Here is a 25,534-nt window from a genome sequence, read left to right as displayed (position 1 = left end):
CGGGTTTGCCCTTGTTGCCCCACACCCTACCTGAAGGAACGCCAGATGAGCGCCGAGACCCCCGACTATCGCGATACTGTTTTTCTGCCGCAAACGGATTTTCCCATGCGTGCGGGCCTGCCTGCGCGGGAACCCGAATGGCTGGACCGCTGGGCGCGGATTGGGATTTATGACCGTCTGCGCGAACGGTCCGAGGGCCGCGCGCCGTTTATCCTGCATGACGGCCCCCCCTATGCCAACGGCAATCTGCATATCGGCCATGCGCTGAATAAGGTGTTGAAGGACTTTATCACCCGGTCGCAGCAGATGATGGGCCGCGATGCGCGCTATGTCCCCGGTTGGGATTGCCACGGCCTGCCGATCGAATGGAAGATCGAAGAAAAATATCGCAACGAGGGCCGCGACAAAGACGCCGTGGACACCATCGAATTTCGTCAGGAATGTCGCCGCTTTGCCGAACATTGGGTCGGGGTGCAGCGCGACGAATTCAAACGTCTGGGCGTTTATGGGACATGGGATGACCCCTATCTGACCATGAATTATCACGCCGAGGCCGTCATCGCCGCCGATTTCATGAAGCTGTTGATGAATGGCTCGCTGTATCAGGGCAGCAAGCCGGTGATGTGGTCGCCGGTCGAAAAGACCGCCCTGGCCGAGGCCGAGGTCGAATATCACGACCACACCAGCCACATGATCTGGGTGCGGTTCCGGCCCGTGGATGGGTCGCTGGATGGCGCGTCGGTCGTGATCTGGACCACGACTCCGTGGACGATTCCGCAGAACCGTGCGGTCGCCTTTGGGCCTGACATCGCCTATGGCCTTTACGAAGTGACCGAGGCCGAAGGCACCGCCGTTGTGGGGGAAAAGCTGGTTCTGGCCGATGCTCTGGCGGAAGGGGTTTTGGCGGCGGCCAAAGTCAGCGGGCATAGCCGGTTGCGGGATGTGACCGTGGATGAACTGACCGGGCTGGTGCTGGCGCATCCTTATCGCGGGATCGACGGTGGCAATGCCGAATGGGATTTCGACGTGCCGATGCTGCCGGGCGATCATGTGACCGATGATGCGGGCACCGGGTTCGTTCACACCGCGCCCAGCCATGGCGACGACGATTATCAGCTGGCGCTGCGTTATGGCGTGCCGATGACCTATAACGTCGAACCCGATGGCAGCTATCGCGCCGATCTGCCGCTGTTTGGCGGGCAGTTGATCATCCAGCCCGACGGCAAAGAAGGCCCGGCGAATGTCAGCAATATCAAGGCGCTGCATGGTGCCGGCGCGTTGCTGGCCAAGGGCAAACTGAAACACAGCTATCCGCATAGCTGGCGGTCCAAGGCGCCGCTGATTTATCGCAACACGCCGCAATGGTTCGCCGCGATTGACAAGCCGCTGGATGACGGGATGGGCGATTATGGCGACAGCATCCGCGCCCGCGCGCTGAACAGCATCGACCAATTGGTGAAATGGACGCCGCAAACAGGGCGCAACCGGATTCATTCCATGGTCGAAAACCGGCCCGATTGGGTGCTGTCGCGGCAACGCGCCTGGGGGGTGCCGCTGACCTGCTTTGTCAAAAAAGGCGCGCGGCCCGATGATCCCGATTTCCTGCTGCGCGATCAGCGGCTGAACGACCGCATCATCGCGGCGTTCGAACAAGACGGCGCGGATGTGTGGTATCGCCCGGGATTCGCCGCCCAGATGCTGGACGGAATCGCCAATCCCGATGATTACGATCAGGTGATGGACGTGCTGGATGTGTGGTTCGACAGCGGTTCGACCCATGCCTTTGTCATCCGCGACCGCGCCGACGGATCGCCCGATGGCATCGCGGATCTGTATCTGGAAGGCACCGACCAGCATCGCGGCTGGTTCCAGTCATCGCTGTTGCAGGCTTGCGCGACGCGCGGGCGCGCGCCCTATCGCGGGGTGCTGACGCATGGCTTCACGCTGGACGAAAAGGGCATGAAAATGTCCAAATCGCTGGGCAATACCGTGCTGCCCGCCGATATTGTGCGCGAATACGGCGCGGATATTCTGCGCCTGTGGGTGGCGCAGGTGGATTACACCGCCGACAGCCGCATCGGCAAAGAAATCCTGAAAGGCACCGCCGACAGCTATCGCCGGTTGCGCAACACGCTGCGGTTTATGCTGGGCGCTTTGGCCGGGTTTGACGACGCCGAACGGGTCGATGCGGCGGATATGCCGGAATTGGAACAATGGGTTCTGCACCGCCTGGCGGGCTTGGATCATCAGGTCCGGCGCGGTTACGATGCCTATGATTTCCAAGGCGTGTTCCAGACGCTGTTCCAGTTCTGCACCGTCGATTTGTCAGCGTTTTATTTCGACATCCGCAAAGACGCGCTGTATTGCGATGCAGCCGAAAGCCTGCGCCGCCGCGCCACGCGGACGGTTCTGGATCTGCTGTTCCACCGTCTGGTGACGTGGTTGGCCCCGATCCTGCCCTTTACGACCGAAGATGTGTGGCTGTCGCGGTTCCCGTCCGATGACGACAGCGTTCACCTGCATGATTTTGCGGTGACTCCGGCGGATTGGCTGAACGAACCGCTGGCCGCGAAATGGGAACTGGTGCGCCGCGCCCGCCGTGTCGTGACCGCCGCGCTTGAGGTCAAGCGCAGCGACAAAACCATCGGCGCCAGCCTCGAAGCCGCGCCCGTGGTTCATATCCGCGACGACGCCACGCTGGCCGCGCTGAAATCGGTGAATTTCGACGATATTTGCATCACCTCGGACATCGTTCTGACCGCCGACCCCCTGCCCGCCGAGGCGTTCCGGTTGCCCGAAACCCCCGGCATCGGCGTGGTCTTTGAAACGGCCGAGGGCGAAAAATGCCAGCGGTGCTGGAAAATCCTGCCTGATGTCGGCAGCCACGCCCATGCGGGGGTCTGCGCGCGCTGCAACGAGGTTCTGGCGGGTTAAACCAACCACCATCCGGCGCGTTTAATGTCGCGCCGGATGACCCGTTCGACCGTTGGGATCGGCTGACCGGCGAAAATCGGGCGCACCTTGTCGCGCCCCTTTCCCTGATAAATCAACATCTTGGCCGGTTCCCATTCCCGCAACCGGCGTTTGATCGCGTTGCGGGCGGTGATCGTTTCCAGCAGGTCCACCACCCCGTCACTTTCCCGCGCATAAAGCAGCGGCAATTTGCGGTAATGACAGGTCACATCGCCATCCAGCCCCGCCAGCTCCGGGCCGGGGCGACCGCCGCCAAAGCTGTGAATGACCAGCGGCAAGATGATCTGATCCAGCCACGGGTCCATGACCTGCGCCGCCATTTCGCTGTGCGGATCATTGCGCAGCGTCACCGCCCAGTCGGTAAATCGCCGCCCAAATTCGACCGGGTCCGCGCCAAAAAACCAGCCCGCGTTGAAATACAAATACCGTTGCCAGTTGTGTTCGGGATAGGCCGTGTCCAGCGAGCTGTCAAAATCCAGCCCAAACCGATCATAGAGCGACCGCCAAATATCGGCATAGCCCAATTGATACAACGGAATCCGCGGCCACGTCGCCGTGCGCCGCATCGACGCCGCGGGCCGGTTCGGGTCCATCGGCACGCGGTCCAGCGGGCCGGTGATCAGCGTGTCGGTGTCAAAGAAAACAAACGGCTCACCGGGGGGCAGGATGCCTAACGCCTCGATTTTATTGCCGTTGGGATAGCTTGCGCCGAAATGGCGTGCGGTAAAGGGGACGATCTCGGCCCCCATATCCACCAGCAGCGCGCGGCTGTCGTCATGGATGCGGGTGTCATGCCCCGACCACGCCCCGTCCGGCTGAGGCTCCGCCACAATCACGCGCCCGGTCCAGCCCGGCGAGCAATGGCGCAGGCTGGCCAGAAACAGGATGGCTTCGTATTCCAGCCGCCCGGCTTGGGCGACGATCATCAGGTTTCGGATGCGCGCTGTCACAGCTGGGCCAACCAATCCGCCAGCATCATCCGCAGCCCATCCACCATGGCGCGCCATTCCATCGCCCGCGCGCCCAGAGCCGCATCCTGTTCTGCCAAAGACGGAGCCAGAATATACAGCGCCAGCCCCGCCGCCAGCACCATGATGGCCACGCCGAATCCCATGACATAGCCGGTCTTGGCCGGTTTCGGCGGCTGCGCCGGGGGCGGCGCATCATCCAGCGGCGGGGTCATCGGAACAGGTGATTCGTCGGCGGATGCCCCGGCCCAGACCTGTTGAAAATCGGGACCTGCGGGATGGCGAATCACATCGACCGGGGGCGGTTCCGAGGCAACGATTTCCGTCGTGCTGCTTGCATCCCCCCAATCAAAGGGCCGATGCACCCGTTCCGGCGCGCCCTGATCCGGTTCGGGATCGGCGCGCTTGCCGCCCGCCTCGGTCCGGCGCTGCGCTTTTTCGAACTCAACCTCTTGGCGTAAAATATCCAGCACATCGGCGGGGATACGGCGCGACGGCGGGGTGTCGGGGGCGGGTTCGGGTGCGGGCGCAGGTTCGGGTGCGAGGTCAGGCGGGGCGGCGCGTTCCACAGCCGCCTGACCGCCAAAGCGCAGGTGATAATCGGTCAGATCGACGCGGTTTTCCGCCCCCACCGGCAGGGCGTGCCAGATATGGGCGCAGGCGCTGCATTCGACTTCGCGACCGTCGCGGGGGATTGCGTCGGATGGCAGGCTGTATTCGGCTGCACATCCCGGACAGATCAACCTGATTTCAGACATGCCACCCTCGTAATTATGTCGCGTCTGTTTTATCAAGCGTGGTGCCAGCTTTCCAGCGGGCAGGCGATGGCCGCGACAGAATGGCCGCAAAAACGATGAGGTGCGCATGATCGAGATGCAGAATGTGGGCTTTGGCTATCAGGGCGGGCCGGAACTGTTGTCGGATATGTCATTGAATTTGCAGGCCGGTATGTTCCATTTCCTGACCGGGCCGTCGGGGTCGGGCAAAACCACGCTGCTGCGGTTGTGCTACGCCGATCTGTTGCCGACATCGGGGCAGATGACGGCCTTTGGTCAGGATATGCGGGGGCTGTCGCGCGATGACATCGCCATGCTGCGCCGTCGCGTCGGCGTGGTGCATCAGGATCCGCAATTTCTGGACCATCTGCCGCTGGCCGAAAACGTCGCCATGCCTCTGACCGTTTCGGGCGAGGATGTGGACATGCAGGCCCTGCGCGATCTGCTGGGCTGGGTGCAGTTGTCGCAACATGCGCGCGCGCTGCCGCCGTCGCTGTCGGGGGGCGAACGTCAGCGCGCGGCATTGGCGCGGGCGGTGATTCTGTCGCCCGATCTGGTGCTGGCGGATGAACCGACGGGCAATCTGGATTGGGACATGTCGATGCGCCTGATGCAATTGCTGGTTGAATTGAACAAATCAGGCAAAACGGTGCTGGTCGCCACGCATGACCTGAACCTGATCCGCGCAACCAAGGCGCAGGTTCAGGCGCGGGTGCTGCGCATTTCGGGCGGAACGCTGCATCTGGCGGGGGCGGATCTGTGAAACGGGTGGATTTTCGGGGCATCAATCTGCGGGCGCTGTGGAACGGGCTGCTGTCGGGCGGCGAAAACGGCACGGGCGATCGGATCGTGCCGCCAACGGGCTTTACCGCGCAACTGACGCTGTTTTCGGCGGGGGCCATGGCGTTTCTGGCGGTGTTTGCGCTTGCGCTTGCGCTGTCCACGGGGCGGCTGGCGGATCGCTGGTCGTCGGAACTGGCGGGGTCGGTGACGGTGCGGGTCAGCGCGCCCGCCGCGGAACAGGACGCCCGCGCGCAGGCCGCGATGCAGATTCTGCAAACCACGCCGGGGATCGGCCGCCCCCGCCTGTTGCCCGCTGATGAAGTCGCCGATCTGCTGGAGCCGTGGTTCGGCCCCGATATGCCGGTCGATGCGTTGCCCGTCCCGGCACTGATCGACGTGCCGCTGACCGGCCGCGATTTCGACCCCGAGGGTCTGCGCCTGCGTTTAGAGGCCGAAGCGCCGGGCGCGGTGCTGGACGATCACACGACCTGGCGGCGGCCTCTGGTCTCGGCGGCCAGCCGGTTGCGGCTGTTGGGGGTGGTGTCGCTGCTGCTGATCGGCGCGGCCTCGGCGGCGATGATCACGCTGGCGGCCAAAGCGGCACTGGCCGCCAATGGTCAGGTGATCCGCGTGCTGCGCCTGATCGGGGCGCGGGACATCACGATTGCGACGGCCTTTGTCAGCCGGTTTACGCGCCGTGCCGCTGTGGGGGCCTCGGTCGGCACATTGCTGGGCATGGCGGGCATTGCGCTGTTGCCGAATATGAACGCGGCGGGCGGGTTCATGACGGGCCTTGGCTTTGCCGGTGCGGGCTGGTTGCTGCCGTTGCTGATTCCGGTGGTCGCGGCGGGGGTCGGGTTCTTTGCCACCCGCTGGGCGGCGCTGAAAATGCTGAGGAATGTGCGATGACGAAACGCTGCGATACGCCCATGCCCGGCCCGTTGACGGCATGGCAATATGTGCAAAATGTGCTGTATTATCTGCATGTTGCCGTGGCCACCATCATCATCGGGCTGGCGGGTATTCCGGTCACGATGCGCCACGGGCGCGACGGCGCGAACCGGGTCGCGACCCGCTGGATCGGTTACATGCTGTGGGCCGCGCGGTTTCATATGGGCGTCCGGGTTGAGGTGCGCGGCACGCCGCCCACCCATGACTGCATCGTCGCGGCAAAACATCAATGTTTTCTGGATATTCTGGCAATTGCCCACGCCGTCCCCCGCCGCGCCTTTATCATGAAGCGCGAGGTTAAGCGCGTTCCGATCATGGGCTGGTATGCGTGGAAATCGGGCTGCGTTCCGATTGACCGCAGCCGGGGCCGCGACGCCATGACCGCCATTTCCGCCACCATCAATCAACGCATCGCGGGCGAAGGCTTGGGCCAGTTGATCATCTATCCCGAAGGGACGCGGACTCTGCCGGGGACGCGCAAACCCTATAAACACGGGGTGGCGACGATTCGGAACAATACCGGCCTGCCCGTTGTGCCGGTCGCGGTGAATACCGGCATGTTCTGGCCGCGCAAGGGCTGGGGCGTCCGCCCCGGCCGCGCCGTGATCGAGTTTCTGCCCGCCATCGGTCCCGACATCCCCGCCGATCAGTTCATGGCGCATCTGGAAGATCAGATCGAAACCCGTTCCGCCGAATTGATGGCCGAGGCGGGGCTGCGGTCCTGAGGGCTGTTTTGGTGGAGGACGCCGGGGGCCAGCCCCCGGACCCCCGGGATATTGAGGCCAAGATGAAAGAGCGGGCGGTGCGTTCGCGGGGGCTGTGGCGGTCGGTTTGGTAAAATAATTGCGCTGTTAGGCGCCCCTTATCGCTAACATCCTTGCGCGCCTATGTGCAATTTGCGTAACAAATGGGCGAAACTGATGGAGGGGGAAATTATGGGCTATCAGCAGGTTTACCAGTCTTGGCAAAATGATCCGGAAACGTTCTGGATGGATGCCGCGCAGCAGATCGACTGGTTCCAGAAACCCAGCCGCGCGTTTTTTGACACCGGGCCTGCGGGCGAATGGTTCGCGGATGGCGTGACCAACACCTGCTGGAACGCAGTTGACCGCCATGTCGAGGCCGGGCGCGGCGACCAGCTGGCCATCATCCATGACAGCCCGATCACCAATTCCACCCGCGGCATCACCTATCGCGAATTGCGCGATCGCGTGGCCAGCCTTGCCGGGGCGCTGCGTGCCAAGGGCGTGGAAAAAGGCGACCGCGTGATCATCTACATGCCCATGATCCCCGAAGCATTGGAGGCGATGCTGGCCTGCGCGCGTCTGGGTGCGGTCCATTCGGTCGTGTTCGGCGGCTTTGCGGCGAATGAATTGGCCACCCGCATCAACGACGCAACGCCCAAGGCGATCATCGCCGCGTCCTGCGGTTTGGAACCGGGCCGCGTCGTGCATTACAAACCTTTGTTGGACCGCGCGATCGACATGGCCGCGCACAAGCCCGATTTTTGCGTTATTTTCCAACGCGAACAAGAGGTTGCGCAACTGATCGAGGGCCGCGACTACGCCTGGCATTCGTTCCAATACGGCGTTGAGCCCGCCGAATGTGTCCCGGTTGAGGGCAACCACCCGTCATACATCCTGTATACATCGGGCACCACGGGCCAGCCCAAGGGCGTGGTGCGCCACACCGCCGGTCAACTGGTCGCGCTGAACTGGTCGATGGAAAACCTGTTCGGGATCAATGCGGGCGAAGTGTTCTGGGCCGCGTCCGATGTGGGTTGGGTCGTTGGCCACAGCTTTATCTGCTATGGCCCGCTGATCCGCGGCGCGACGACCATCGTGTTCGAAGGGAAACCCGTCGGCACCCCGGACGCTGGCACCTTTTGGCGGGTTTTGCAAAACCACAAGGTGAAGATCTTCTTTAGCGCGCCCACCGCGATTCGTGCCATCCGGCGCGAAGATCCGAATGGCGAACTGATTGGCGATTACAATCTGCGGCATTTCAAGGCCCTGTTCCTGGCCGGTGAACGCGCCGATCCCGACACGATCCAATGGGCCGAAGATCACCTGAAGGTTCCCGTGATCGACCACTGGTGGCAAACCGAACTGGGCTGGCCTGCGGTGTGCAACCCCTATGCCACCGAATTGCTGCCGGTGAAAAAGGGCAGCCCCTCGGTCCCGGTGCCGGGCTATGACCTGTCGGTTCTGGACGAAGCGGGCCAGCCGGTCGGCCCGAACACTCTGGGCGCCATCGTGATTAAAATGCCGCTGCCGCCGGGGACTTTGCCGACGCTGTGGAACGCGGAAGATCGGTTCAAAAAGTCCTATCTGACCAATTTCCCCGGCTATTACGAAACCGGCGATGCGGGTTATCTGGATGATGACGGCTATCTTTACATCATGTCGCGCACCGATGACGTGATTAACGTCGCCGGTCACCGCCTGTCCACCGGCGCCATGGAGGAGGTTCTGTCCGCCCACCCCGCCGTTGCCGAATGTGCCGTGATTGGCGTGGCGGATAAGCTGAAAGGTCAGGCCCCGCTGGGGTTCCTGTGCCTGAAAAAAGGCACCGAACAAAGCGATGAACAGGTCGTGGCCGAGGTGGTGAAGATGGTCCGCGACCAGATCGGGCCGGTTGCGGCGTTCAAAACCGCCTGCGTGGTGGACCGCCTGCCGAAAACGCGGTCGGGCAAAATCCTGCGCGCGACCATGGTAAAAATCGCGGATGGTGAGGAATTCAACACCCCCGCCACCATCGACGATCCCGACATCTTGGGCGAAATTGCCGAAGTGTTGCAGGGTGTGGGCTATCCCGAACATCGTTAACCATCCCGCCGGGCGGCGCATCCGCCCGGCTTTCCCCTGCCCCTGCGCAATGTTAGACGCAACCAAAAGGGGCCGGATATGGACGAACTGAACACTCTGATTTCATTGGCCGATGACGCTAAGGCCGCGCAAATGGCAGGTTATCATAAGGTGGATCGCCGTTATTTGGGCGTGTCCAATCCTGCGATTGACGATCTGGTTCGGGACTGGCGCGCGGCGCGTGATGTCGCGGGGCGCGTCGATTTGGCCCGTGCGTTATGGGACAGCGACATTCACGAAGCACGCATTGCGGCGGCGAAATTGTTAACGCAGGCGCGGATCAGGCCGGATGACGCGGTGTGGTCGCTGATCTGCGACTGGGTGCCGCAATTTGACGGCTGGGCCGTGGCCGATCACGCGATGATTGCGGGGCAAAAACGGCTGATTGCCGATCCTGCGCGTGTGGATCAGGTGGCCGGCTGGCTGGATCACCCGAATATGTGGACGCGCCGCGCGGCTTTGGTCGGCACGCTGCCTTGGGCCAAAATGAACAACCCAAAGCCCGAGGAATTGGCAGTCCGCGCGCGTATTCTGGGCTGGGCCGCGCAGATGGTCGATGACCGCGACTGGTTCATTCAAAAGGCCGTGGCGTGGTGGCTGCGCGATCTGTCGAAACGCGATCCCGCCACCGTCACCGCGTTTCTGGACGATCACGGCGCGCGGATGAAGCCCTTTGCCCGGCGCGAAGCCGCGCGGCTGATTACGACCTGAACAGCTCCAGCGTCGGCAGGTCCGTCAGGGATACCCCCAGCAATTGCAGCGCGGGCAGCGACACCTGTGATCCCGTGCCACCCGACAGCGGGATCAGTTCGACCTGCGCCGATTTGCCATTCGCGGGGTTCACGACGCGGCCCATGCTGCGTTCTTTGACCAGCGGGGTTTTTACCCAAAACCCGCCCTCGGTCGGGTTGCCCAGCGATGCGACCGTGGTTCCCAGACGTGATTCGGTGGTTTTCGCAGGCGCGGCGGCCGCAGCGCGTTGTTCCCGCGTCGTGGTGTTCATCTGCGCGGCGGTCGCGCGGGCGGCGGGGCGCGGCGCGGGCGCGCGTGTCACCGCAACCGCCTTTTGCACCTGTTCCTGCGTCATCTGCGTGGCGACCGGCGCGGGCGCGGTGTCCGGTGTCGCAGCAGGGGCATCCGGGCGAGCGGTTGTCATCGCAATATTCGAACAACCCGCCAGCAAAGCGGCGGTCAGCATCAACGCGGCGGCGGGGTGAATGGGGCGCATCGTTTTCTCCTGCAATTTTGGGCAGTTTAGCGCGATGCGGGGTGGCGCGTCCATTGCCGGACGGCGCAACCGCGCGGTTGTGACCGGTCTGTTACCGCCGCCACGGCGCAGCAGTCGCATCACCACGCCGACGACCAGAACGGCCATCCGCACCACCAAAGCATATGATTCGTTCCATGTCATAAAGCGGGTATAGCGCCCCCGCCTTAACAACCGGTTAATTCGCCCGTTGAGACGCCCGAAACAGATCCCATTCGTCGATGCTGCGCCCGTCGGGCAGGTCGCAATATCCGACCTCGCCATCCGGCGTCGCCACGATTCGGGTCGCCCCGCCAAGGCTCGCGCAATATTGCGATGCGGGGTTTGCCACCTGCACCGCCGGCGCTGCACAGGCCGCAACCGGGATAAGCCACGCAAATTTAAGCATCTTTTTCGCTTTCCAACAGGGCGGCGCGTTCTTCGACCAGGCCGACGATATGGTCAACCATTTGATCATTCGTCATTTTATGGCTCTGACGCCCCGCCAGATAGACCATGCCGGACCCTGCCCCGCCGCCGGTGAAACCAATGTCGGTCATCAGCGCCTCACCCGGGCCGTTGACGACGCAGCCGATGATCGACAGGCTCATCGGAGTTTTGATATGCTCCAGCCGTTTTTCCAGCATTTCCACGGTCTTAATCACGTCAAAGCCCTGACGCGCGCAGGACGGGCAGGAAATAATCTGCACCCCGCGCGTGCGCAGGCCCAGCGATTTCAGGATTTCGAAACCGACTTTCACTTCCTCGACCGGGTCGGCGGACAGGCTGACGCGAATCGTGTCGCCGATGCCGGACCACAGCAGGTTGCCCAGCCCGATCGCCGATTTCACCGTACCGCCGACAAAGCCGCCCGCCTCGGTGATGCCCAGATGGATGGGGGCGTCTGTGGCGTCGGCCAGCAACTGATAGGCGGCGGCGGCCATGAACACGTCCGACGCCTTCACGCTGATTTTGAATTCGTGAAAATCGTTGTCTTGCAGGATCTTAATATGGTCCAGCCCGCTTTCAACCATCGCATCGGGGCAAGGTTCGCCGTATTTATCCAGCAGGTGTTTTTCCAAACTGCCCGCATTGACGCCGATTCGGATGCTGCAACCGTGATCGCGCGCGGCCTTGATCACCTCGCGCACGCGGGTTTCGTCGCCGATATTGCCGGGGTTGATGCGCAGACAAGCGGCGCCGGCCTGCGCCGCTTCGATCGCGCGTTTATAGTGGAAATGGATATCCGCCACGATCGGCACCGGGCTTTCGCGACAAATTTCGCGCAGCGCGGCGGTCGTTTCCACATCGGGCGCGCTGATCCGCACGATGTCGGCGCCCGCATCCGCGGCGCGGATCACCTGATCCAGCGTGGCGCGCACGTCATGGCCGTTGGTGTTGGTCATGGTCTGCACGCTGATCGGCGCATCGCCGCCAACCGGCACATTGCCAACCATGATCTGACGCGATGTGCGCCGTTCGATATTGCGCCACGGACGGATCGGATTCAGCGACATGGGGGCCTCATTTCTTTGGGTTGCAGATACGCCAATTGCGCGCTCGCGTCAAAGGTTCAGCCCCGCCATCACCGCGCCCAGACAATCGCGCGCCAGGATCACCAGCAGAGGGCCGTTCATGGTTAACGAAACCGGGCCAGTCGCGCGATTCGATGTGCCGATCTGACCGGCGGGCGTTAAGGTTAACCCATCAATCGGCCATTCCAGACCCGTGCTGGTTCCCGTGGCCGGTCCCATCGGAAACAGAGACACCCGCGTTCCCGCCGTCACATCCAGCCGCAATTCCGGCGGCGCGGCGAAAATCACGTCATCGCCCGTCAGCATCAGCACGCGCGCATCGGTCGAAACCAAGGCCGTCATCGCGGCCAGCGTGTGATCCACGCGCCCCCCCGCAAAGCCCACGGCCAGCACAAAACGCGCGTCAATCCGGGTCAGGCATTTGACGAAATCGGTGCTGTCCTGTTCTGCGACATGCAGCAGGCGACTGGGCGGCACCGACGCCCGCGCGGCACCCGTCAGGCTGTCCAGATCGCCAATGATCCAATCAGGCTGATGGCCCAGATCACGCGCACGGTCCGCGCCGCCATCCGCCGCCACCAGCAGCGGCGCAATCGCGCGGGCCTGTTCCAGATCAGCGGCGGATAACTCTCCGCCGCCGACCAAGGTCACCCCATCCGCCGAAACCGGCCGGGTCATTCGCCCTTGCCAATGCCGCGAAACACGCGGCGAAAGGGCAGGATCCAGACGATGCCCAGCACGATGTAAACCAGCACCTCGGCCAGAATCGGCAGGCGCCCGAAACGCGCATCCAGCCAGTTCATCAGCGTGACCGCCGCCACGATATACAGCGGCATCAGCACGACCAGAATCAGGATCGACAGGCGTTTGCGGGTTTGCAGCTTCATCGCGTCAGTCCGAAAACGGGTCGGTGACCAGAATCGTATCGTCGCGTTCGGGGCTGGTGGACAGCAGAGCAACGGGGCATTGGATCAATTCCTCGACCCGGCGGACATATTTAATCGCCGCTGCGGGCAGATCGGCCCAGGACCGCGCGCCTTGGGTGGATTCCTGCCACCCCTCCATTTCTTCGTAAATGGGGGTCACGCGGGCCTGCAACGCGGCGGCGGTCGGCAGATAGTCATAACGCTGCCCGTCGATTTCGTAACCGACGCAGATTTTCAGCGTCTCGAACCCGTCCAGCACGTCCAGCTTGGTTAACGCAATGCCATTCACGCCGGAAATCGCGCAGGTCTGGCGCACCAGAACCGCATCGAACCAGCCGCAGCGGCGTTTGCGGCCTGTGACGGTGCCAAACTCATGCCCGCGTTCGCCCAGACGCTGACCATCGGTGTCGTCAAGCTCGGTCGGGAACGGGCCTTCGCCCACGCGGGTCGTGTAGGCCTTGACGATGCCCAGCACGAAATCAATCGCGCCCGGCCCCATGCCGGTGCCGCTGGCCGCCATGCCCGACATTGTGGTGGACGAGGTGACATAAGGATAGGTGCCGAAGTCGATATCCAGCAGCGACCCCTGCGCGCCTTCGAACAGGATGCGTTTGCCGGATTTGCGCGCATTGGCCATGATCCGCCACACCGGCTGGGCATAGGGCAACAGTTTCGGCGCAATTTCCAGCAACCGCGCGCGCAGATCGGCGCGGTCAATCGGGGTCGCGCCCAGACCGGCGCGCAGCGCGTCATGATGCGCCAGCAGGCGATCCAGCCGCGCATCCAGCGTTTCTTCGTCAGCCAGATCGGCCACGCGGATGGTGCGGCGGCCGACTTTGTCTTCGTAGGCCGGGCCGATGCCGCGCCCCGTGGTGCCGATTTTGGCCTTGCCCGCGGCTTCTTCGCGCAGCTTGTCCAGATCCTGATGCAGCGGCAGGATCAGCGGCGCGTTTTCCGCGATCATCAGGTTGTCGGTGCCAATCTGCACCCCCTGCGCGGCCAGCTTGTCGATTTCCGAAAACAACGCCCACGGGTCCAGAACCACGCCATTGCCGATCACGGCCAGCTTGCCCGGGCGCACAATGCCCGACGGCAGCAGCGACAGTTTGAACACCTGTTCACCGATCACCAGCGTATGACCGGCGTTATGGCCGCCCTGAAAACGCGCGATCACATCGGCACGTTCAGAAAGCCAGTCCACGATCTTGCCCTTGCCCTCGTCGCCCCATTGCGCGCCGACAACCACCACATTGGCCATACCGCGATCCTTTCCGTGTTCCTAAGTTACACCTGCCCTTATCGTGTTTGCAGGCCCGGCGAAAGCCCGGTTACAGCCGGTAAATCGCGCCGAATTTGTCGTCCAGATAATCCAGCAGAGGTTCGGGCCGGATCGCCGCGCCGCTGGCCTGTTCGATCAACGCACGCGGCGGCAACAGCCCGCCATGACGTTGCAGATTTTCACGCAGCCATTCGGTGCCGGGGGTTGCGTCGCCCCGCGCAAGCGCCGCGTCCAAATCCGGCACCGCCTGACGCAGCGCGACGTTCAGGCACCCGGCATAGACATTGCCCAGCGCATAGGTCGGAAAATACCCAAACAGCCCCACCGACCAATGCACATCCTGCAAAACGCCATTCGCGGGCCGGTCCACAGCCACGCCGAAATCCGACAGGAACCGCACATTCCACGCCTCCGTCAGGTCCGCCGTATCCAGACGGCCCGCGATCAAATCCCGTTCCAGATCAAAGCGTAACATGATATGCAGGTTGTATTGAACCTCATCCGCCTCGGTCCGGATATAACCGGGGGTGACGCGGTTCACGGTGGCATAGAACGCATCCGCATCGGTAATGTTCAGCCCGTCAAAGGCCCCCGTCATCCGGTCAAACAGCCACCCCGAGAACGCCCGCCCGCGCCCCATCTGGTTTTCGTAAATCCGGCTTTGGCTTTCGTGAACCCCCATCGAGACCCCACGCCCCAGCGGCGTAAAGGCATAATCATCGTCGATGCCCAGTTCGTAACTGGAATGGCCGACCTCGTGGATGGTGGAATAGAGACAGTTGAACGGGTCGGTTTCGACCACGCGCGTGGTGATCCGGCTGTCCTGCCAACGGCCGCTGCTGAACGGATGCACCGCCAGATCCAGACGCCCGCGCGACCAGTCGTAACCGAACGCCCCGGCGCAGGCACGCGCCAGCCGCAACTGCGTTTCCTGCGGGAAATGGCCGGTCAGCGCGGCAGGCTGATGATCGGCGCCCAGAATATCGTCGCGCAGCGCGACCAGACGCGGGCGCATGGCGTCAAACAGCGCCGCGATCTCGCCCCCCGTCATGCCGGGTTCGTAATCATCCAGCAACGCGTCATACAGATCGCCGCCATCGGCCAAGGCCGCCGCCTCTTCCCGTTTCAGCATCAGGATCTGATCCAGCGTCGGCAAGAAATCCTGCGGCGCGTCATTGGCGCGCGCCTCGGCCCAGACGCCCTGAGCCAGCGATGTTTGCCGCGCCAATTCCGACGCCAGACGCGCGGGAATACGGCTGCTGCGCTGATAATCGCGGGCGATCAGGTCCAACATGCGTTGTTCGGCATCCGAACGCGCCTCTGCCGCGTCCAGCCATTCTCCAAGGCGCGGATCGGTGCGGCGGTCGTGCAGAACCGTTTCCATCGCGGCCATTTCCTCGGCCCGTTGTTCGGTCGCCCCGCGCGGCATGACGGTTTCCTGATCCCAACCCAGACGTTCCGCCACGGCGGACAGGGCCTCGGTCTGGCGTTGAAAGGCAAACAGATCGTCCAATGCGCTCATCGCACACCCCCACGGATCGAGGTTTCAAAGGGATAACGCGCGTGATGCCGCGCGCGCAGGATCAGCGCGAACAAAACCACCGCGCCAAATTGATGCGTCAGCGCCAAGGGCAAAGGCGACGCGTGCAGCACATTCAGGATGCCCAGCCCGATCTGCGCGCCCATGCCCACGATCATCACCGTAAAGGCCCCACGCGTCACCGGATGCGGTGACCGGCGCGCGCGCAGCCACACAACCACCCCGAACACCGCCAGCAAATAGCCCGCCATGCGGTGAACAAACTGCACAAGCGCCGGATTTTCAAAGATATTCCGCCAGCCTAAGGTCGCGTCCCAGATGGTCGATGGAATCCATTCCCCGCCCATCATCGGCCAGCCGGTATACATCCGCCCCGCATCAATCCCCGCAACCAAAGCGCCCAGCAGGATTTGCAGAAAACACAGATGCAGCAGGCCGGTGGACATAGAAAACAGCTTGGCTTCGCCCGCGCGGCGGGCGCGCAGCAGGTCAGCCTCGGACCGGGACAATTGCAGCACATACCACACGATCAGGCCCAGAATCACAAAGGCAATGCCCAGATGCACCGCCAGCCGATAGGACGCGACCCGGATCATGCCATCGACCAGCCCGGAACTGACCATCCACCAGCCAATCGCGCCCTGCAACCCGCCCAGCGCACCCAAGCCCAACAACCGCGGCGTCCAGCCCGTCGGGATCCGCTTCGTCGCCCAGAAAAACAGGAACCCCAAGCCCCAGACCAGCCCAACCAGACGGCCCAACAGGCGATGCCCCCATTCCCACCAGTAAATCGTCTTGAACTCGGCCAGCGACATACCGGCGTTGACTTCGGTATATTGCGGGATTTGACGATACAGATCGAATTCGCGCTGCCAATCGGCATCCGACAGCGGCGGGATGGTGCCGGTGACGGGCGCCCATTCGGTGATCGACAGCCCCGATCCGGTCAGCCGCGTGGCACCGCCAATCACGATCATGGCCAGCACCATCACAAACAGCACCACCAGCCACGCCCGGATCGCCAGACGCGCCCCGCGTGGGCGCGCGTCAATCATGCCGGTCTGAACCGGGCGGAGAGGTTCCGCCGTGGTCACATCCTGAAACACGGGTCGTTTGGCCATCGGATACTCCTGCCACAAAACGCGGGGAACTTAGGCCCCGGCGGGGGCGTGGTCAACCGCGACCGTCCTAACACGCACCCGTTGCGAAACCGTTAACGCGGCACCATTAACGAGGTCGCGTCAATTGCCGCAAAACGCCGTGCAGAATACGCACATCGCCCCGCGTCAGCGCCAGCCGCGCCCACATATTGCGCAGGTTCAGACGCATCGACGCGGCCTTGGTTTCGGGAAAGAAAAACCCGGCATCGACCAGCCGTTCTTCATAATGATCGCCCAGCCGTTCAATTTCGACCCGATCCGCGAGGGCCTCGGATTCAGGACGCCCACCATGAGGCGCGGGTTCCGGCGGCAACACCCCCTGCCCCCATTCATAGCCCATCAGCAACACCGCCTGCGCCAGGTTCAGCGACGGAAAGTCAGGATTAACCGGCACCGTCACAATCGCATTGGCCCGCGCGATGTCGTCATTTTCCAAACCGGTGCGTTCGGGACCAAAGATAATCGCAGATTGCCCGTCATGGTCGCGCGCCGCCTGCATGGCCGTGGCAGGGGTGTGAACGGGCTTGGTCAATTCACGCCCGCGCGCGGTTGTGGCCCAGGCGAATGTGATCCCCTCCATCGCGTCGGCAAGGGTCGGATAAACGCGCGCGGTGTCCAACACCCGCCCCGCCGCGCCGGACGCCATGGCAACCGCACGCGGATTGGGCCAACCATCACGCGGCGCAACCAGCCGCATCTCGGTCAGCCCGAAATTCAGCATCGCACGCGCGGCAGCACCGATATTTTCGCCCATCTGCGGACGCACAAGGATAATGACGGGGGTTTTCATCCGCGCACATTATCCCGCCACCGCCCCCACAGCAAGACGCACCTATCTATCTTCTGTGCAAAAATATCCCACGGGGGTCCGGGGGTGTGAAACCCCCGGCGCTCGCCGCATCACACCAGGCTCCGCCACCAACAGCCCCACTTTCCCCAGTCGCGCGGCTGGGTTATGGCACAAGGAACAGGAAAGGATCGACCATGACCCAGCAGCCGCAACTTTATCTGATTTTGCCGACCGGCGCACCGATGGCGACCCTGACCGATACGTTGACGGCGGTTCTGGACCGCCACCCCCTCGCCTGCATCCGTATCCCCGGTGCAGGGGATGAATCCGATCTGGGCCGCGTGGCGGATCAGGTGCGTGACATCGCCCATGCGCGCGATATTGCCGTGGTGATCGACGATCATATCCGGCTGGCGCAGCGGCACGGGCTGGACGGGGTGCATCTGACCGATGGCGCGCGCGGCGTGCGGGACGCGCGCAAAGAACTGGGCGCGGATGCGATTGTCGGCGCATTTTGCAGCAATTCGCGCCATGACGGCATGAACGCGGCCGAGGCCGGGGCCGATTATGTCGCCTTTGGCCCCTTGGGCGAAACGGCACTTGGGCGCGGCGAACCGGCCCCTTTGGATCTGTTCCAATGGTGGTCCGAAATGATCGAGGTTCCCGTCGTCGCCGAAGGCGCGATCACCCGCGCCCTGTTGGCCGATCTGGCCCCCGTGACCGATTTCGTGGCCATCGGCACCGAAATCTGGTCGGCGGATGACCCGGCGGCGGCCTTGGCGGCGCTGTGGGGTGATCTGGGCCAGTAAATCCGGCTCAGTAATGCGGCGGGCGCTGATCGGCCAGCGGGATCGATCCCGATTCCGTTTGCTGCTCTGCCGCCGCCTGCATCAGCATCTCAACCCGCCGGGTCAGCCGCGCCAGCTCGGCATCCTGTCGGGCGATCACCTCGGATAGGTCATCGGTGACGCGCACCAGATGGGCCAGCGATTCTTCTAGCTGGCGAATCCGGTCGTCGTGCTTGTCCATGTCGTTTCCTTCCGGTAAGCGGTCCACGGATTTGGCCCACAAGGCACAGGCACCATGGCAAAAGATCAGAAAAAACAGCCCCGCCCCAAGGCAGAGACGCCCAAGGGCTTTCGCGACTATTTCGGCGCAGACGTGACCGAACGCAAGGCGATGCTGGACCGCATCGCGGAAATTTACCACCGCCATGGCTTTGACCCGTTGGAAACCAGCGCGGTTGAAACAGTTGAATCGCTGGGGAAATTCCTTCCCGATGTGGACCGCCCCAATGCCGGGGTGTTCGCGTGGCAAGAGGCCGACGTGCCGGGCGGCGGTTCCGGCGATTGGCTGGCGCTGCGTTACGACCTGACCGCGCCCCTGGCCCGCGTCGCCGCGCAGTTCCGCAATGATCTGCCGTCGCCTTATCGCCGGTATGCCATGGGTCCGGTCTGGCGCAATGAAAAGCCGGGGCCGGGCCGGTTCCGTCAGTTTTATCAATGCGATGCCGACACCGTGGGCAGCGCATCAGTCGCCGCCGACGCCGAAATCTGCGCCATGCTGGCCGACGCATTGGAAGCTGTGGGCATTGCCCGCGGCGATTACATCGTGCGCATCAACAACCGTAAGGTTCTGTCCGGCGTGCTTGAGGCCGCTCAGGTCGCCCCCGAACAGGCCGATGACGTACTGCGCAGCATCGACAAATTCGACAAGGTGGGCGAATCCGGCGTGCTGGCCCTGCTGACCACAGGCCGCAAAGACGACAGCGGCGCGTTCATCGACGGCATCGGGTTGTCGGACACGCAGGCCGCGCCGGTGCTGGCGTTCCTGACCTCGAAAGGCGCGGACAACGCCGCCACGCTGGCCAATCTGCGCGCCGCGATTGGCACGTCTGACACCGGGGCCGAAGGCGTTGACGAACTGGCCCAGATCGCCGACATGCTGGCCGCCATGGGGGTTGGCACCGACCGCGTGGTGATTGACCCGTCGGTCGTGCGCGGCTTGGGTTACTACACCGGCCCGGTGTTCGAAGCCGAACTGACCTTTGAAATCCTGGACGAAAAAGGACGCAAGCGGCAATTCGGGTCGGTCGCGGGTGGCGGGCGCTATGACGGGCTGGTCGAACGCTTTACCGGACAAAAGGTGCCTGCGACCGGCGTGTCGATCGGCGTGGACCGCCTGCTGGCCGCGTTGCGCGCCAAGGGACTGGCTGGCACGCCGCCCGTTGGCCCGGTCGTCGTCACCGTCATGGATCGCGACCGCATCGCGGATTATCAGGCCATGGCCGCCGAATTGCGCGCCGCTGGCATCCGCGCCGAAGTGTATCTGGGGAATCCAAAGAACTTTGGCAACCAGTTGAAATACGCTGATAAACGCGGCTCTCCTGCGGCGGTGATTCAGGGCGCGGACGAAGCCGCGCGCGGCGTGGTGCAGATCAAAGACCTGATTCTGGGCGCCCGCATCGCGGCACAGGCCAGCGTCGAGGAATGGAAATCCCAACCCGCCCAGACCGAGGTTCCCCGCGCCGATCTGGTCGCCGAATTGCGGCGGATTTTGGGATGACGCCGAAATCCGTCAAACAGGCTGCGGGCCTGCGCCTGCTGGCCGCGTTCCGCGATGCGGGCGCGCAGGAAATCGCGCCCAACATCCTGTTGCCCGCCGAAAGCCTGCTGGATCTGTATGGCGAGGATATTCGCGCCCGCGCCTATGTCACCAGCGACCCGATCCGTGGCGAAATGATGCTGCGCCCGGATTTCACTGTCCCGGTCGTTCAGGCGCATATGGAAAACGGCGCGGAACCCGCACGCTATTGCTATCTGGGCGAGGTGTTCCGCAAACAGGATATGGGTGACACGCGCCCCGAGACCCCGCGCGACAGCGAATATCTGCAAGCGGGATTTGAACTGTTCAGCCGCGACCCCGCCGCCGATGCCGAGGTGTTCGGCCTGTTTCATGACCTGCTGGCGCCCTATGATCTGCGGGCGGAAATGGGCGATATGGGGCTGTTGCTGGATGCCGTGCGGGGCCTGCCTTTGCCCGATGCGCGGCGCGATGCGTTGCTGCACCATATCTGGCGGCCCGGTCGGTTCGCCCGCCTGCTGGACCGGTTTTCACACCCCACGCCTGTGCGCGATTTCCCCGATAATTCAGCCCCTTGGGCCGGGTTGCGGACGCGCGATGATATGATTGCGCGGATCACGCGGCTGCGCACGGATGCCGCTGTTGCGCCTCTGCCGCCTTTGTGGGGGGAACGGCTGCAACGGCTGTTTGATCTGTGCGCGCCCGCGCCCGACGCATTGGCGCAACTGCGCGATCTGGCGGCGGATATGCCCGCGATTGCCGGGGCCGTGGACCGCATCGCCGCGCGCATGGACGCAATCGCGGCGCGTGGCATCGACCCCGCGCGCATTACGTTCAACGCCAGCCACGGGCGCACGACGCTGGAATATTACGACGGCTTTACGTTCAGTTTCAGCGCGGATCGTGACAGCTGGCCTCCGGTCGCGTCGGGCGGGCGTTACGATGCATTGACGCGGGTTCTGGGCAAGGGCCGTGAAATCCCCGCCGTGGGCGGCATCATCCGCCCCGGCCTGATCGCGGAATTGGGGGGCGTGGCATGATCCGCCTTGGCGTGCCGTCCAAGGGGCGGTTGATGGAACAGAGCTTTGACTGGTTCGCGGAACGCGGCGTGCGGCTGTCGCGCGCGGGGTCCGACCGCGAATATGCGGGCCGGGTCGAAGGCGCGGATAACGTGTCGCTGGTCCTGCTGTCAGCGGGGGAAATCCCGCGCGAACTGGCCGCGGGGCGCATTGAATTGGGCGTCACCGGCACCGATCTGGTGCGGGAAAAGCTGGCGGGTTGGGCGTCCACGGTCGCGGAAATCGCGCCGATGGGCTTTGGCCATGCCGACCTGATTCTGGCCGTGCCGGATTGCTGGCGCGATTGCGAAACGCTGGACGATCTGGCATCGGTCGCGCGCGATTTCCGGGCTGCGCATGGATTCCGCCTGCGGATCGCGACGAAATATCACCGGCTGGTGCGCGCCCATCTGGCCGCACAAGAAGTCGCGGATTATCAACTGGTTGACAGCCAAGGCGCGACCGAAGGCACCGTCGCCAACCAAACCGCCGAGGCAATCGCCGACATCACCAGCTCTGGCGAAACGCTGCGCGCTAATAACTTGCGGGTGCTGGCGGGGGAACCGATTTTGCGGTCTCAGGCGACGTTGTTTGCGGGGCGGCACGCGCGCGGCCCCGACCTGTCACGGTTTCTGGCGCAGCTGGGGCTTGATTTATGATAAAGCCGGGATGACACAAAGCGCAACACCCCAAGAGGCAGCGCCATGGCCCATCCCGACCGTTATTCCATCCTGCGCGTCATCCTGCACTGGATCACCGGCGAAAGCATGGGCGATCTGGCCGAAATCGGGGCAGAGGCCGCCGAACAGGGCGCGACCGTTGCCACCGGCACCCCGCCCCATGCCATCATCGGCTTGGCGGTTCTGGCTCTGGTCGCGCTTCGTCTGATTGTGCGCGGCCTGTCGGGCGTGCCGGCCCCCCTGCCCGCGCCCGCATGGCAACAGGCGGCATCGACCTGGGCGCATCGCGCGCCGTATGCCCTGATGATTCTGGTGCCGGTCAGCGGCATGATGGCGTTTTTCGGCGGCGTTGAACCGGCGGGCGATGCGCATGGCGTGTTGTTCAACCTGCTGCTGGTGATCGCGGGCGTTCATGCCGCCGCCGCGCTGGTTCACCATTTCGTGCAGCGCAACCGCAGCCTGATGCGGATGTTAGGCCGCTGAGTCCAACCCGACCAAGGCGCGGGCGAATTCGTCCGCGTCGAACGCGTCCAGATCGTCGATCTGTTCCCCCACCCCGATGGCATGGATCGGCAGGCCGAATTTATCGGCCAAGGCCACCAACACACCGCCGCGCGCTGTGCCGTCCAGCTTGGTCATGACCAGCCCCGACACATCGGCCAGCTTGCGGAAGGTTTCCACCTGATTCAGCGCGTTCTGCCCCGTGGTCGCGTCCAGAACCAGCAGGGTGTTGTGGGGGGCCTCGGGGTCTTTTTTGCGGATGACGCGGACGATTTTCGCCAGTTCCTCCATCAGATCGGCGCGGTTTTGCAGACGCCCGGCGGTGTCGATCATCAGCAAATCAGCGCCGTCCGTTTCCGCCCGCGTCATCGCGTCAAAGGCAAGGCTGGCCGGGTCGCTGCCCGTCGGCGCGACCATGACCGGCACGCCCGCGCGTTCGCCCCAGACCTGCAACTGTTCGACCGCCGCCGCGCGGAAGGTATCGCCCGCCGCGATCACCACCGATTTGCCCGCCGCCCGAAACTGGCTGGCCAATTTGCCAATCGTCGTGGTTTTGCCCGCGCCATTGACGCCGACGACCAGCACGACCTGCGGTTTTTTGGCGTAAATCGGCAAGGGCCGCGCGACCGGCGTCATGATCCGCGCGATTTCATCGGCCAGCAATTCCTTCAGTTCCGTGGCCGAGATGCGGCGACCCATGCGGCCTTCGGCGATGTTGGCGCTGATCCGCAGGGCGGTTTCCACGCCCAGATCGGCCTGGACCAGCATGTCCTCCAGCTCCTCCAGCATGGCGTCGTCAAGGGCGCGACGGGGTTCCGCCGGGCGCGCGGGCGCGTCGCTGCGGCCAAACAGGCGGCCCATCAGGCCGGGGGCAGGCGCGGGTTCGGGCGCAGGTTCCGACGCGGGCGCAACATCTTCGCCCACCAGATCATCCAGCCCCGCCCCGATCTTGGACGAAGACCGGGTCAAACGATCCTTGAGTTTAGAAAAAAACGACATGCGCGGCCCCTTTTCGATCTGCACGAAACCCTAAGCGGAAACCGCGCCAAGGAAAAGATGTCAGACGACCGAACAGGCCCCGGTATCCGCCGACCCTGCCGCCGCACGAAACGCCGCGAACAGTTCGCGCCCCATCCCAACCGCGTTCGGCGCGGGGTCAAAGGGCGCGGGGTCGCGCGCATCCCATCCCGGCGTCAGGCAGTCGATGCTGCCCGCGACCGCATCCACGCGGATCACATCGCCGTCCTGAATACGCGACAGGGGGCCGCCATTCGCCGCCTCGGGCGCGATATGAATGGCGGCGGGAACTTTGCCCGACGCGCCCGACATGCGCCCATCGGTGACAAGCGCCACGCGCAAACCGCGATCCTGCAACACCGCCAGCGTCGGCGTCAGAGAATGAAGTTCCGGCATCCCGTTCGCGCGCGGCCCCTGAAACCGGACGACGACCACGGTGTCGGTGGTGAACTCACCCGCCTTGAACGCGGTTTTGACGGATTCCTGATCGTTGAACACGCGGGCGGGGGCCTGAATGATGTGGCGTTCGGGGGCCACGGCGCTGACCTTAATCACGCCGCGCCCCAGATTGCCCGACAGTTGCTTCAGCCCGCCCGTGGGGGCGAACGGATCGCTGGCCGGGCGCAAAATCCGGTCGTTCAGGCTGTCGCGCGCGCCCGATTCCCAGCGGATCGCGGCGCCGTCCAGTTTCGGTTCGGCGGTGTATCCGTCCAGCCCCGTGCCGTTGATCGTCTGCACATCCGCGTGCAGCAGCCCCGCATCCAGCAGATGCCCGATCATATAGCCCAAGCCTCCGGCGGCGTGGAAATGGTTCACATCGGCCAGACCGTTGGGATAAACCCGCGCCATCAGAGGCACCGATTCCGACAGATCGTGGAAATCCGACAGGTCGATCAGCACCCCTGCCGCGCGCGCCATGGCAGGCAGATGCAGGATCAGGTTCGTGGACCCGCCCGTCGCCATCAGCCCGACAATGCCGTTCACAAACGCCTTTTCGTCCAGCACATGACCAGCGGGCAGGTAATCATTCCCCAACCGCGTGATCGCCGCCGCCCGCTGCGTCGCCGCCACCGTCAGCGCATCGCGCAGCGGCGTGTTCGGGTTCACGAATGACGATCCGGGCAGGTGCAGGCCCATAAACTCCATCAGCATCTGGTTGCTGTTCGCCGTGCCGTAGAATGTGCAGGTGCCGGGGCTGTGATAGCTGGCCATTTCAGCCGCCATCAGGGCGTCGCGGCCCACCTCTCCGGTCGCGAATTGCTGGCGCACGCGGGCCTTTTCGTCATTGGGCAGGCCCGACGGCATCGGACCGGCGGGAACGAACACGGCGGGGATATGGCCAAAGGTCGCCGCCGCAATCACCAGACCCGGCACGATTTTATCGCAGACGCCCAGATACATCGCTGCGTCGAAACAGTCATGCGACAGCGCCACCCCGGCGGACAGGGCGATGACATCGCGCGAAAACAGCGACAGCTCCATCCCGGCGCGGCCTTGGGTCACGCCGTCGCACATGGCCGGGACGCCGCCCGCCACCTGCACCGTCGCGCCTTGGTCGCGCGCCGCCGCCCGGATCAGATCGGGAAAGCGTTCATAAGGATGATGCGCCGACAGCATGTCGTTATAGGATGTGACGATCCCGATATTCGGCGCGCGCCCGGCGGCCAGTTCAGCCTTATCATCCATGGCGGCATAGGCATGGGCCTGATTGCCGCAGGACAGATGCGCGCGGCGCGGTCCTTGTTCGGCGGCTGTGGCGATTTTCGCCAGATAGGCGGCGCGGGTCTGATGCGACCGTTCGCGGATGCGGTCGGTCACGCGGTCAAGGGTGGGATTCAGGGTCATCGCAGCCTCCGGGATCTGTTGCCGCATCCTACTCCGTTAGCGATAACAACGCAACC

Annotated in this window: 25 protein-coding genes; 11 read left to right on the top strand and 14 right to left on the bottom strand. The window is 63.8% G+C overall.

The window, feature by feature from the left end; all coding sequences use genetic code 11:
* Positions 1-45: 45 nt before the first annotated feature.
* Positions 46-2,934 carry an isoleucine--tRNA ligase gene (gene ileS, locus Q4G20_RS11475; protein WP_303343591.1) on the top strand — a complete coding sequence of 963 codons (2,889 nt, stop codon included), beginning with the start codon at positions 46-48 and terminating at the stop codon, positions 2,932-2,934.
* Here the strand turns inward: ileS and Q4G20_RS11470 are convergent.
* Both Q4G20_RS11470 and Q4G20_RS11465 read right to left on the bottom strand, forming a co-directional pair.
* Positions 2,931-3,923, bottom strand: a complete 993-nt coding sequence (locus tag Q4G20_RS11470; RefSeq protein ID WP_368660796.1) for a hypothetical protein — start codon at positions 3,921-3,923, stop codon at positions 2,931-2,933. The genes ileS and Q4G20_RS11470 overlap by 4 nt on opposite strands.
* The gene (locus Q4G20_RS11465) at positions 3,920-4,699 is read right to left on the bottom strand and encodes a zinc-ribbon domain-containing protein (protein ID WP_303343590.1); all 780 of its coding nucleotides are present in this window, start codon (positions 4,697-4,699) and stop codon (positions 3,920-3,922) included. Before Q4G20_RS11465 ends, Q4G20_RS11470 begins: the two co-directional genes overlap by 4 nt.
* A gap of 106 nt (positions 4,700-4,805) precedes the next feature.
* Here Q4G20_RS11465 and Q4G20_RS11460 point away from each other — a divergent pair, with 106 nt between their 5' ends.
* The 5 genes from Q4G20_RS11460 to Q4G20_RS11440 all read left to right on the top strand — a co-directional run bounded on the left by Q4G20_RS11460 (position 4,806) and on the right by Q4G20_RS11440 (position 10,029).
* Positions 4,806-5,480, top strand: a complete 675-nt coding sequence (locus Q4G20_RS11460) for a cell division ATP-binding protein FtsE (protein WP_303343589.1) — start codon at positions 4,806-4,808, stop codon at positions 5,478-5,480.
* A complete protein-coding gene (locus tag Q4G20_RS11455) occupies positions 5,477-6,409 on the top strand; it encodes an ABC transporter permease (protein ID WP_303343588.1) in 933 nt (310 codons plus the stop codon). Before Q4G20_RS11460 ends, Q4G20_RS11455 begins: the two co-directional genes overlap by 4 nt.
* A complete protein-coding gene (locus Q4G20_RS11450) occupies positions 6,406-7,176 on the top strand; it encodes a 1-acyl-sn-glycerol-3-phosphate acyltransferase (RefSeq protein WP_303343587.1) in 771 nt (256 codons plus the stop codon). Before Q4G20_RS11455 ends, Q4G20_RS11450 begins: the two co-directional genes overlap by 4 nt.
* Positions 7,177-7,386: 210 nt before the next feature.
* Positions 7,387-9,279: a propionyl-CoA synthetase gene (locus Q4G20_RS11445; protein ID WP_303343601.1), complete on the top strand. Its 1,893-nt coding sequence runs from the start codon at positions 7,387-7,389 to the stop codon at positions 9,277-9,279.
* 78 nt (positions 9,280-9,357) lie between these two features.
* Positions 9,358-10,029 carry a DNA alkylation repair protein gene (locus Q4G20_RS11440; protein WP_303343586.1) on the top strand — a complete coding sequence of 224 codons (672 nt, stop codon included), beginning with the start codon at positions 9,358-9,360 and terminating at the stop codon, positions 10,027-10,029.
* Here the strand turns inward: Q4G20_RS11440 and Q4G20_RS11435 are convergent.
* The 9 genes from Q4G20_RS11435 to Q4G20_RS11395 all read right to left on the bottom strand — a co-directional run bounded on the left by Q4G20_RS11435 (position 10,019) and on the right by Q4G20_RS11395 (position 17,794).
* Positions 10,019-10,546, bottom strand: a complete 528-nt coding sequence (locus Q4G20_RS11435) for a hypothetical protein (protein ID WP_303343585.1) — start codon at positions 10,544-10,546, stop codon at positions 10,019-10,021. The genes Q4G20_RS11440 and Q4G20_RS11435 overlap by 11 nt on opposite strands.
* Positions 10,547-10,763: 217 nt before the next feature.
* Positions 10,764-10,973 carry a DUF333 domain-containing protein gene (locus Q4G20_RS11430; protein WP_303343584.1) on the bottom strand — a complete coding sequence of 70 codons (210 nt, stop codon included), beginning with the start codon at positions 10,971-10,973 and terminating at the stop codon, positions 10,764-10,766.
* On the bottom strand, positions 10,966-12,081 hold the full coding sequence (ispG, locus tag Q4G20_RS11425; protein WP_303343583.1) for a flavodoxin-dependent (E)-4-hydroxy-3-methylbut-2-enyl-diphosphate synthase: 1,116 nt from the start codon (positions 12,079-12,081) through the stop codon (positions 10,966-10,968). The genes Q4G20_RS11430 and ispG overlap by 8 nt, the downstream gene beginning before the upstream one ends.
* A 48-nt stretch (positions 12,082-12,129) precedes the next feature.
* Entirely contained in the window at positions 12,130-12,777 is a 648-nt protein-coding gene (locus Q4G20_RS11420; protein ID WP_303343582.1) for a thiamine diphosphokinase, read from the bottom strand.
* Positions 12,774-12,986: a DUF2842 domain-containing protein gene (locus tag Q4G20_RS11415; protein WP_303343581.1), complete on the bottom strand. Its 213-nt coding sequence runs from the start codon at positions 12,984-12,986 to the stop codon at positions 12,774-12,776. The genes Q4G20_RS11420 and Q4G20_RS11415 overlap by 4 nt, the downstream gene beginning before the upstream one ends.
* A 4-nt stretch (positions 12,987-12,990) precedes the next feature.
* The gene (locus Q4G20_RS11410) at positions 12,991-14,283 is read right to left on the bottom strand and encodes an adenylosuccinate synthase (protein WP_303343580.1); all 1,293 of its coding nucleotides are present in this window, start codon (positions 14,281-14,283) and stop codon (positions 12,991-12,993) included.
* Positions 14,284-14,353: 70 nt separating this feature from the next.
* Entirely contained in the window at positions 14,354-15,826 is a 1,473-nt protein-coding gene (locus Q4G20_RS11405) for a carboxypeptidase M32 (RefSeq protein ID WP_303343579.1), read from the bottom strand.
* On the bottom strand, positions 15,823-16,965 hold the full coding sequence (gene ctaA / locus Q4G20_RS11400) for a heme A synthase (RefSeq protein ID WP_303343578.1): 1,143 nt from the start codon (positions 16,963-16,965) through the stop codon (positions 15,823-15,825). The genes Q4G20_RS11405 and ctaA overlap by 4 nt, the downstream gene beginning before the upstream one ends.
* Before the next feature lie 106 nt (positions 16,966-17,071).
* Positions 17,072-17,794: an RNA methyltransferase gene (locus tag Q4G20_RS11395; protein WP_303343577.1), complete on the bottom strand. Its 723-nt coding sequence runs from the start codon at positions 17,792-17,794 to the stop codon at positions 17,072-17,074.
* A gap of 194 nt (positions 17,795-17,988) precedes the next feature.
* On the opposite strand from Q4G20_RS11395, the gene Q4G20_RS11390 reads away from it, so the two are divergent.
* Entirely contained in the window at positions 17,989-18,603 is a 615-nt protein-coding gene (locus Q4G20_RS11390; RefSeq protein ID WP_303343576.1) for a thiamine phosphate synthase, read from the top strand.
* Between the two features lie 7 nt (positions 18,604-18,610).
* On the opposite strand, the gene Q4G20_RS11385 is transcribed toward Q4G20_RS11390, so the two are convergent.
* On the bottom strand, positions 18,611-18,823 hold the full coding sequence (locus Q4G20_RS11385; protein WP_303343575.1) for a SlyX family protein: 213 nt from the start codon (positions 18,821-18,823) through the stop codon (positions 18,611-18,613).
* Positions 18,824-18,877: 54 nt separating this feature from the next.
* On the opposite strand from Q4G20_RS11385, the gene hisS reads away from it, so the two are divergent.
* From hisS to Q4G20_RS11365, 4 genes are read left to right on the top strand one after another with little or no spacing between them, the layout of a single operon-like run.
* Positions 18,878-20,359, top strand: a complete 1,482-nt coding sequence (hisS, locus tag Q4G20_RS11380; protein WP_303343574.1) for a histidine--tRNA ligase — start codon at positions 18,878-18,880, stop codon at positions 20,357-20,359.
* A complete protein-coding gene (locus Q4G20_RS11375; RefSeq protein WP_303343573.1) occupies positions 20,356-21,417 on the top strand; it encodes an ATP phosphoribosyltransferase regulatory subunit in 1,062 nt (353 codons plus the stop codon). Before hisS ends, Q4G20_RS11375 begins: the two co-directional genes overlap by 4 nt.
* A complete protein-coding gene (hisG, locus tag Q4G20_RS11370) occupies positions 21,414-22,094 on the top strand; it encodes an ATP phosphoribosyltransferase (RefSeq protein ID WP_303343572.1) in 681 nt (226 codons plus the stop codon). The genes Q4G20_RS11375 and hisG overlap by 4 nt, the downstream gene beginning before the upstream one ends.
* A gap of 45 nt (positions 22,095-22,139) precedes the next feature.
* Entirely contained in the window at positions 22,140-22,598 is a 459-nt protein-coding gene (locus Q4G20_RS11365; RefSeq protein ID WP_303343571.1) for a cytochrome b, read from the top strand.
* Here the strand turns inward: Q4G20_RS11365 and ftsY are convergent.
* Together ftsY and edd are read right to left on the bottom strand one after the other, a co-directional pair.
* Positions 22,587-23,615, bottom strand: coding sequence for a signal recognition particle-docking protein FtsY (ftsY, locus tag Q4G20_RS11360; RefSeq protein WP_303343570.1), 1,029 nt, complete (start codon positions 23,613-23,615; stop codon positions 22,587-22,589). The two genes, Q4G20_RS11365 and ftsY, sit on opposite strands and share 12 nt — an antisense overlap.
* A gap of 60 nt (positions 23,616-23,675) precedes the next feature.
* Positions 23,676-25,478: a phosphogluconate dehydratase gene (gene edd / locus Q4G20_RS11355; RefSeq protein WP_303343569.1), complete on the bottom strand. Its 1,803-nt coding sequence runs from the start codon at positions 25,476-25,478 to the stop codon at positions 23,676-23,678.
* Positions 25,479-25,534 lie beyond the last annotated feature (56 nt).

It is taken from the genome of Paracoccus sp. (in: a-proteobacteria), assembly GCF_030538495.1.
GTDB lineage: Bacteria > Pseudomonadota > Alphaproteobacteria > Rhodobacterales > Rhodobacteraceae > Paracoccus.
The sequence above is the reverse complement of the archived record's forward strand: the minus strand, read 5'-3'. Positions and strand labels throughout refer to the sequence as shown.